General features: G+C 69.2%; 9 protein-coding genes. 7 read left to right on the top strand and 2 right to left on the bottom strand.

The window, feature by feature from the left end:
- Positions 1-35: 35 nt before the first annotated feature.
- A complete protein-coding gene (locus D0D37_RS44850; RefSeq protein ID WP_116206652.1) occupies positions 36-1205 on the top strand; it encodes a Cmx/CmrA family chloramphenicol efflux MFS transporter in 1170 nt (389 codons plus the stop codon).
- Between the two features lie 53 nt (positions 1206-1258).
- On the opposite strand, the gene fabI is transcribed toward D0D37_RS44850, so the two are convergent.
- Both fabI and fabG read right to left on the bottom strand, forming a co-directional pair.
- A complete protein-coding gene (gene fabI / locus D0D37_RS44855) occupies positions 1259-2026 on the bottom strand; it encodes an enoyl-ACP reductase FabI (protein WP_116206653.1) in 768 nt (255 codons plus the stop codon).
- Between the two features lie 43 nt (positions 2027-2069).
- Positions 2070-2774: a beta-ketoacyl-ACP reductase gene (gene fabG, locus D0D37_RS44860; RefSeq protein ID WP_116206654.1), complete on the bottom strand. Its 705-nt coding sequence runs from the start codon at positions 2772-2774 to the stop codon at positions 2070-2072.
- Positions 2775-2941: 167 nt separating this feature from the next.
- Here fabG and D0D37_RS44865 point away from each other — a divergent pair, with 167 nt between their 5' ends.
- From D0D37_RS44865 to D0D37_RS44890, 6 genes are read left to right on the top strand one after another with little or no spacing between them, the layout of a single operon-like run.
- Entirely contained in the window at positions 2942-4273 is a 1332-nt protein-coding gene (locus tag D0D37_RS44865) for an MFS transporter (RefSeq protein ID WP_116206655.1), read from the top strand.
- A 14-nt stretch (positions 4274-4287) separates the two neighbouring features.
- Positions 4288-4953 carry a response regulator transcription factor gene (locus tag D0D37_RS44870; RefSeq protein WP_116206656.1) on the top strand — a complete coding sequence of 222 codons (666 nt, stop codon included), beginning with the start codon at positions 4288-4290 and terminating at the stop codon, positions 4951-4953.
- Positions 4954-4956: 3 nt separating this feature from the next.
- Positions 4957-6345: a sensor histidine kinase gene (locus tag D0D37_RS44875; RefSeq protein ID WP_116206657.1), complete on the top strand. Its 1389-nt coding sequence runs from the start codon at positions 4957-4959 to the stop codon at positions 6343-6345.
- Positions 6342-7283 carry a TAXI family TRAP transporter solute-binding subunit gene (locus tag D0D37_RS44880; protein WP_116206658.1) on the top strand — a complete coding sequence of 314 codons (942 nt, stop codon included), beginning with the start codon at positions 6342-6344 and terminating at the stop codon, positions 7281-7283. The genes D0D37_RS44875 and D0D37_RS44880 overlap by 4 nt, the downstream gene beginning before the upstream one ends.
- A gap of 16 nt (positions 7284-7299) precedes the next feature.
- Entirely contained in the window at positions 7300-7725 is a 426-nt protein-coding gene (locus D0D37_RS44885; RefSeq protein WP_116206659.1) for an acyl-CoA thioesterase, read from the top strand.
- Positions 7725-8186 (top strand): tRNA (cytidine(34)-2'-O)-methyltransferase, encoded by a 462-nt coding sequence (locus D0D37_RS44890; RefSeq protein ID WP_116206660.1) that lies wholly within the window; start codon positions 7725-7727, stop codon positions 8184-8186. Before D0D37_RS44885 ends, D0D37_RS44890 begins: the two co-directional genes overlap by 1 nt.
- Positions 8187-8345 lie beyond the last annotated feature (159 nt).

Below are 8345 nucleotides of genomic sequence, written 5' to 3' on the forward strand. Positions count from 1 at the left end.
ATTTTGTACCGCCGGTTTCAGAAAGCGAGACCCCCGTGCCCCCAGCCGTCTTCGTGCTCGGGCTCAGCATCTTCGCGCTGGGCACCTCCGAGTTCATGATCACCGGCCTGCTCCCCGGAATGGCCGCCGACCTCGGAGTCACCATCCCGGACGCAGGCCTGCTGATCTCCGCCTTCGCCGTCGGCATGGTCGTAGGCGCACCACTCCTGGCAATCGGCACAATCCGACTCCCCCGACGAACCACCCTGCTCGGACTCCTCGTCGTATTCAGCGCCTCCCACGTCATAGGCGCAGTGTCCGACGGCTACGGCCTCCTCTTCGCCACCCGCATCATCAGCGCCGTCGCCTGCGCCGGATTCTGGGCAGTAGCCGCCGCGACCACCGTCAACCTCGTACCAGAAGCCCGCCGCGGGCAAGCGCTAGCAGTACTGGTCGGCGGCCTAACAGTCGCGAACGTCGTAGGCGTCCCGGCAGGCACACTCCTCGGACAACACGCAGGCTGGCGAAGCGCATTCTGGGCAGTAGCCGCACTGACCGTCGTCGCCGCCTTCGCCGTTCTGCTGTCAGTTCCACACACCACCAAGCAACCCGAAGCACCGCAGATCGCCGAAGAACTACGCGTATTCCGCCGCAGCCGCCTATGGCTAGCACTCGGCGTGATCGCCCTCCTGCAAGCGATGGTGTTCGCAACGTTCAGCTACCTCGCCCCCCTGCTCGTCTCCGTCGCAGGACTGCCCGAATCCGGCGTGCCAGTAGTGCTCGCACTGTTCGGCGGCGGTGCGGTGATCGGAATTTTCGCCGGTGGCAAACTCGCTGACAAGTACCCGTTCGCGACGCTCTACGGCAGCCTCGGCATCGCCGTCGCCGCCCTCGTCACACTCGCCTTCGCGACCAACGCCGTCGTCGCGGTGGCCGCAGTGCTCGTCCTCGGCGCCGCCGGATTCGCAGCGAACCCAGCGCTCAACGTCCGGGCCTACGCGGCAGCGGGTGGCACTTCCACCCTCGTGGGCGCGAGCACAACGTCCGCGTTCAACGTAGGCAACACCGTCGGCCCATGGCTCGGCGGCACGACGATCAGCGCAGGAATGGGCTTTTCCAGCGTGGCCTGGGTGAGCGTCGCGCTAGGAGCACTCGCGCTGGCGGCACTCACGTTCGCGCTGCGCCTGCACCAACGCGACACCACCCCGCAACTGGTGACGGCGTAAAAGAAAACGGCCCCGCGGGAGCATTCCCGCGGGGCCGTTCCACAACCAGACGATCAGATCCCGAGCGCGTGCACTCCGCCGTCGACCATGATCATCGAACCGGTGGTAGCAGGCAGCCAGTCGGACAGCACGGCGCACACCGTCTTGGCGGTCGGCTCCGGGTCCGCGGAGTCCCAGCCGAGCGGCGCACGGTCGCCCCAGCCGGCTTCGAGTTCGCCGAAGCCGGGGATCGACTTCGCGGCCATCGTCTTCATCGGGCCCGCGCTGACCAGGTTGACCCGGATGCCCCGCGGGCCGAGTTCCTTGGCCAGGTACCGGTTCACCGACTCCAGCGCGGCCTTCGCGACGCCCATCCAGTTGTAGACCGGCCACGCGACGCGCGCGTCGAAGTCCATGCCGACGATCGAGGCGCCGGAGCCGAGCAGCGGCAGCGTCGCGACCGCGAGCGACTTGAACGAGAACGCCGAGACGTCCACCGCGACCTTCACGTCGTCGCTGGGGGCGTCCAGGAACGGCGCGCCGAGGCAGCTCTGCGGCGCGAAGCCGATCGAGTGCAGCACGCCGTCGAGGCCGTCGACGTGCTCGCGCACGCGGTCGGCGAGCGAGTCGAGGTGCTCTTGGTTCGTGACGTCCAGTTCGAGCACCGGGGCGGGCTCGGGCAGCCGCTTGGCGATGCGCTCCACCAGCGACATCCGCCCGAAGCCGGTGAGCACGACCTTCGCGCCCTCCTGCTGGGCGATGCGGGCCGCGTGGAACGCGAGCGAGGCGTCGGTGATGACGCCGGTGATCAGCAGCCGCTTGCCTTCGAGCAGTCCGGGCAACGCGTCCTCCAGGTCGTGGGTTTCGAGTCGGGGAAGGAAAGAATCAGTGGCCGAGGCCGAGGCCGCCGTCGACGGGCAGCACCGCGCCGTTGACGTAGCCCGCCTCGTCCGAGGACAGGTACCGGACGGCCGCGGCGATCTCGGCCGGTTCGGCGTAGCGGCCGGACGGGACGTTGGCGAGGATCTCCTTGCGCCGGTCCTCGCTCAGCGCGTCGGTCATGTCGGTGTGCACGAAGCCGGGCGCGATCACGTTCGCGGTGATGTTGCGCGAGCCCAGCTCCCGCGCGAGCGAACGCGCGAAGCCGACCAGACCGGCCTTCGAAGCCGCGTAGTTCGCCTGCCCGGCCGAGCCGGAAAGACCCACCACGGACGAGATGAACACGAACCGGCCCCAGCGCGCGCGCAGCATGCCGCGCGAGGCCCGCTTGGCGACGCGGAACGCCCCGGTGAGGTTCGCGTTGAGCACGCGCTCGAACTGCTCCTCCGACATCCGCATGAGCAGGGTGTCGTCGGTGAGCCCGGCGTTGGACACCAGGACCTCGACCGGCCCCTGGTGTTCCTCCACGAGCTTGAACGCGGCGTCCACCTGCTCGGCGTCGGTGACGTCGGCCTGCACGCCGAAGAGCCCCTCCGGCGCGCCGGACCCGCGGTGCGTGACCGCGACCTGGTGGCCCTGCTCGGCAAGGTCGCGGGCGATCGCCAGCCCGATGCCTCGGTTGCCGCCGGTGACCAAGACCGACCGTCCCACTGCGTTCTCCTCGTCGTCTTCGCGGTTGCGCCCGCCTGAGGCTATCGGCTGCGCTGACCGGCGGCGCACCCGGCACTCCCGTCCTAAGCGACGGTAAGGAACCCCGTCCCGACCTTGATGGTTACCGCCCGGTTGGTCACCGTGAGTCGCGACACAGGAGGTCAAGGATGACTACCCGGATCCAGGACGCCGGCTCGGCGCGGGACGAGCGGCGCGTGGTCGGCAACGTGCTGCGCGGCTCGATCGGAAATCTCGTCGAGTGGTACGACTGGTACGCCTATTCGGCGTTCACCGTCTACTTCGCGAAGGCGTTCTTCCCCGGCGGCGACGCCACGGCGCAGTTCCTCAACACCGCGGCGGTGTTCGCGGTCGGATTCCTCATGCGCCCGCTCGGCGGCTGGCTGCTCGGCCGTTTCGCCGACCGCTACGGACGCCGGTCCGCGCTCGTGGCATCGGTTTCGATGATGGCGTGCGGTTCGCTGCTGATCGCGGTGACGCCGGGCTACTCGACGATCGGCATCGCGGCCCCGATCCTGCTGGTGTTTTCGCGGCTGCTGCAAGGACTTTCGGTCGGCGGCGAGTACTCCACCTCGGCGACGTATCTGTCCGAAGTGGCCACTCCCGGCAAGCGCGGTTTCTACTCCAGCTTCCAGTACGTGACGCTCGTCGGCGGGCAGCTGCTCGCGCTGGGGCTGCAGCTGATCCTGCAGAGCGTGCTCACCGACAAGCAGATGGGCGACTGGGGCTGGCGGATCGCGTTCGTGGTCGGCGCGCTCGCGGCGGTGGTCGTGATGGCGCTGCGCCGGTCGATGGACGAGTCGGAGAGCTACCAGCGGGTCAAGGAAAACACCGCAAACGCCGCCGGGAACGAGAACGAACGCGGCACGCTGCGCCAGCTCGTGAAGTACCCGCGGGAGATCCTGCTCGTCGTCGGCCTGACGCTCGGCGGCACGGTCGCGTTCTACACCTACGCCACCTACACGCAGAAGTTCCTGGAGAACACCGCGCACATCCCGCGGCGCACGGTCACCGTGATCATGTTCCTCGCGCTGCTGGTCTTCGCGATCCTGCAGCCGCTGGCCGGGAAGCTGTCGGACAAGATCGGCCGCCGGAAGCTGCTGATGTTCTTCGGCATCGCGGGCACCCTGCTGACCGTGCCGATCATGACGCTGATGGCGCGCACCAGCCAGCCGTTCCTCGCGTTCCTGCTGCTGCTCGGCGCGCTGGTGATCGTGACCGGCTACACCTCGATCAACGCGATCGTGAAGGCCGAGCTGTTCCCGACGCGGATCCGCGCGATCGGCGTGGGCCTGCCCTACGCGCTCACCGTCGCGATCTTCGGCGGGACCGCGGAGCTGATCGCCCAGGCGCTGAAGAAGGCGGGACACGAATCGCTCTTCTTCTGGTACGTCGCGGGCTGCGTCCTCGTGTCGCTCGTCGTGTACGCGACAATGCGGGAAACTTCGCGTTCGTCCGCTCTCGAACGCGGCGAGGACTGACCAGGAGGACGGCCGTGCGCGTGCTGCTCGTCGAGGACGACACCGGGGTCGCCCGGGCGCTCGCCGAAACGCTGCACGCGCACGGCCACCCCGTCACCGCGGTCGGGCGCGGCTCGGACGCCCTCACCCGGCACCGGGACGCGGACCTGCTGCTGCTCGACCTCGGCCTGCCGGACCTCGACGGCCTCGACGTGCTGCGCAAGATCCGCCAGGTCTCGCCGGTGCCGGTGATCGTGCTGACCGCGCGCGACGACGAGCGTTCGGTCGTCCGTGCGCTGCGCTTCGGCGCGGACGACTACCTGGCGAAACCGGTGCGGATGGCCGAATTGCTGGCCCGGATGGACGCCGTGGCGCGGCGGGCGAGCAACTCCTCCCCGGCACCGAAAGACCCGGTCGTGCACATCGAGGACGTCGAGATCGACCTCGGCGCGCGCCGGGTCCTGGTCGGCGGACGGGACATCGGGCTGACTACCAAGGAGTTCGCGGTGCTGGCGGTGCTCGCCGCACGGCCCGGCACCGCGGTGAGCCGGCAGCAGCTGATGGACGAGGTGTGGGGCGACGCGTACCTCGCCGTCTCGCGCTCGCTCGACGTCCACATGACGCAGCTGCGCGCGAAACTCGACCGGCCCGGCTTGCTCACCACGATCCGCGGTTTCGGCTACCGGCTCGGCCGGAGCTGATCGGTGCGCACCCGCCTGCTGGCTGTCCTGGTCACGCTCGCGCTCGCCGTCGTGGCGGCGTTCGCCGTGCCGTTGCTGTCCGCGACCGCCGACCAGCGGACCCAGCAGTTGGTGATTTCGCGCAGCAGCGACGTCGACCGCTTCGTGGTGCTCGCGCAACAGGCCGTCGATTCCGGCGACGCGACCGCGTTGAACGCCGACGCGCGGCAGTATTCGTCGTTATACAGCGAAGGCGTGCTGATCGTTGACGCGCAACGGCAGCCGCTCGTCGAAACCGGCGGGTTGACCAGCAGTGATCCCGCTGCCCGCAGCCTCATCGAGGCGACGCTGCGGAACGAACCGGAAGCGCCAGTCAAGCGGATCCGGCCGTGGTCGGACACGCCAGTGCTGTTCGCTCGGCCGGTCGGCACCGGGACGCGAGTGTCCGGAGTGGTCCTGCTGCGGGCTTCGGTGACTGCCGCGGCTGCCGATGTCGGAGCGGCGTGGAGCGCGATCGCGGCGGGCGCGATGGTGGTCGCGGCGCTGTTCGTGTTGCTCGCGGTGTTGTTGTCGCGGTGGATGGTGCGGCCGTTGGTGGAGCTGGAAACCGGCGTACTCGCGGTGGCGGGCGGACGCCGGGCGCAGGTGCCCGAACGATCCGGCCCGCGCGAACTGCGGTCGCTCGCCGCGTCGGTGAACCGGATGTCCGACGCGGTGGTCGAGTCGGCGAACCAGCAGCAACGGCTCGTCGCTGATACCTCGCACCAGCTGCGCAATCCGATGGCCGCGCTGCGGCTCCGGCTCGACCTGCTCGGCACCGAGGTCGAAAACCGCCCGGCTTACGACGCCACCGTGGCGGAAGTCGAACGGCTGGAACGAATTCTCGACGGCCTGCTCGCTCTTGCGACTGCGGAAAGCACCGCAACCCGGCTCGCCGCGCGGGCCGACGACGAGCCCGCTGACCTGGCCGCAGTCGTGGCGGAACGGGTCGACGCATGGCGGCTGTCCGCAGATGAAGCGGGCGCGACCCTCGTGCCATGCGCAGGCCACACCGAGCCGCTGCTGGTGCGCACTCCGGAGGGCGAACTCGCGCAGATTCTCGATGTCCTGCTGGACAACGCCGTCCACCACGCCGGTCACGGAGCGACCATCACCGCCGCTTGGGAGTCCACTTCGGACACTGTCACGCTGATCGTCACCGACGACGGTCCCGGCCTCCCGCCGGAAGATCTCGCCCGCGCCACCGAACGGTTCTGGCGTGCCGGTGGCGATGGCGCACCGCGCGGGACCGGCCTCGGCCTCGCCATCGCCCGGGAACAAACCCGTGCCCGGGGCGGCATCCTGGAGCTGCGCGCGGTCGAACCGCACGGCCTGCAAGTCCGGATCACACTGCCCGCGGCGGTGACGCCATGACCGTCACGCGCCGCGCCGCCATCCTCGGCGGCCTCGCCCTCACGCTCGCTGCCTGCGCCGACACTTACCGCGGCCCGGACCGGCAGATCACCATCGCATCCGGCGAACCCGGCGGCTTCTATCTGGCCTTCGCCGAGGTGCTGGCCGCGGAACTGTCGCGCGCCGAACCGCGGCTGCACTGCAGTGCGCTGCGCACCGAGGCGAGTGTCGAGAACGTCGAACGGGTCCGCGATGGCACCGCGGATTTCGGGCTGGTGCTTGCCGACATCGCGCAATCCGCCGTCTCCGGCGGCGCGCCGTTCGGGAAACCCGTTCCGCTGCAAGCACTCGGCCGCGTCTACGAGAACTACCTGCAGCTGGTCGTCCGCGCCGAAGACCACCTCACCGACCTCCGCTCGCTGGCCGGACGCCCGATCTCAGTCGGCGCGAGCCGGTCCGGTGCCGCTCAGCTGGGCGAACGGGTCTTCACCGCGAACGGCGTCCCGGTGCAAGCACAGCACCTGCCGTTGAACGACGCGGTCGCCGCGCTGCACGACCGCCGGATCGACGCGTTCCTGTGGTCCGGCGGGATCCCGACGCCCGCGCTCGCCGACCTCAACCGCACGACGCCGCTCGCGCTGCTTCCGCTTACGTCGGTGCTCCCCCAGCTGCGGAAGGCTTACGGGCCGTTGTACGAGCAGGTGCAGGTGCCCGCCGGGGCGTACCGCGGGGTCGGATCCCTGCCGACGATCGGCGTCGCGAACCTGCTGGTCTGCTCCCCCACCCTGCCGTTCGACGTGGCCGCGGCGGTTGTCCGGGTGCTGGTCGAACGGGCCGCCGAACTCGTGCCCGCACAGGCGGTCGGGACACAGTTCCTGGACGTGCGGACGCTCATCGGCACGCAACCAGTTCCCCTGCATCGCGGCGCGGCCGACACCTACCGCGCCCTCCATGGCTGATCGCTAGATTGGTCGCGTGACCGAACGCCGACCTCTCGCCGAAATGCCCCTGCGCGTGCGCTACCACGAATGCGATGCCCAGGGCATCGTCTTCAACGCGCACTACCTGGCCTACGCGGACATGGCGGCGTTCGAGGTGGAGAGAGCCCTTTTCGGATCGCACGACGCGCTGCTCGCCACCGGGGTCGACGTGGTCGTCGCCGAGTCGAACCTGCGCTACTTCGCACCGTGCCGCTTCGACGACGAGCTGGTGGTCGCGGTGTACCTCGTGCACCTTGGCACCACGTCGATGCAGTTCGAGCTGGAAGTCCGCCGCGACGGCACGGTGACGACCGAGATCCGGCTGCGGTATGTGTTCGTCGACACCGAGAGCTACCGCAAGGCCGAACCGCCGTCCGAGGTGCGAGCGGCCTACGCGCAGTACCTTCCCGAGGCGGCGTGATGTTCCGAGTGTTGTTCTACTGCCCCGAAATCCCGCCCAACACCGGCAACGCGATCCGGCTGGCCGCGAACACCGGGTGCGAGCTGCATCTGGTGGAGCCGTTGGGGTTCACCTTGGAGGACAAGCAGCTTCGCCGCGCCGGGCTCGATTACCACGACCTCGCGCGGGTCCATGTGCATGCTGACCTGGCTGCTGCGTGGAAGGCTTTGCTGCCCGCGAAGGTGTATGCGTTCAGTGCTACTGCGACGCGGCTGTATACGGATGTTTCTTATGCGCCTGGGGATGTGCTGATGTTCGGGCCGGAATCCGCCGGGTTGCCGGACGAGGTTCAGCGGGCGCCGGAGGTCACTGATCGGCTGCGGTTGCCGATGCTGCCGAACAACCGGTCGCTGAACCTGGCCAACACGGCCGCCATCGCCGTCTACGAAGGCTGGCGGCAGAACGGCTTCGCCACGCCGTGAAGGACTCCTTGAGGGAATCTGACCTGGATCCACTGGTTGTTTTTTGTGGTGGTTTCTGGTGTTGGTGGCGGGGTGTGCGGGTGCTGGTTGGGGGTGTGGGCGTGGTGGTGTGGCTGGCGTCGCACCAGCGCGTTCCACTTGTTCGGGTCGGGGTGGGCG

The organism is Amycolatopsis circi (assembly GCF_003385235.1).
In the GTDB taxonomy this organism is placed as follows: Bacteria; Actinomycetota; Actinomycetes; order Mycobacteriales; family Pseudonocardiaceae; genus Amycolatopsis; species Amycolatopsis circi.